Genomic DNA, 327 nt, shown 5'->3' with positions numbered 1-327 from the left:
GCCTCCAGCACCGCGAAGGCCGACCAGAACAGGGCGTTCGCGAGCCAGGTCGCTCGGCGGGCGGTGGTCCACGTCGAGCGCTGCGGGGCGGTGGTAGTGACCGTGCTCATGGCTGCCTCCGGTCGACAAGCAGGGTGGCTAACGTCGTTAGCCTGACATCTACGACCGTACGGCTAACAGCGTTAGCCGTCAAGAGGCGACCTCCTCCAGCCCCTCCGCTTGACCCTGCCGCGACGTCAGCCTCTCTACTGGTCCCATGCGGATCGGAGAACTCGCCGCTGCCGTCGGCGTCACCACGCGGACCGTGCGGCACTACCACCATCAGGG

At 67.6% G+C, this 327-nt stretch carries 1 protein-coding gene; it reads left to right on the top strand.

Annotation, left to right across the window (positions count from 1 at the left end; genetic code table 11):
- Positions 1-256 precede the first annotated feature (256 nt).
- A partial coding sequence (locus IG05_RS47480; RefSeq protein ID WP_158839175.1) for a MerR family DNA-binding transcriptional regulator occupies positions 257-327 on the top strand: 71 nt, incomplete at its 3' end.

It is taken from the genome of Streptomyces sp. NRRL S-1022 (assembly GCF_000720135.1).
Classification (GTDB): Bacteria; Actinomycetota; Actinomycetes; order Streptomycetales; family Streptomycetaceae; genus Streptomyces.
The sequence above is the reverse complement of the archived record's forward strand: the minus strand, read 5'-3'. Positions and strand labels throughout refer to the sequence as shown.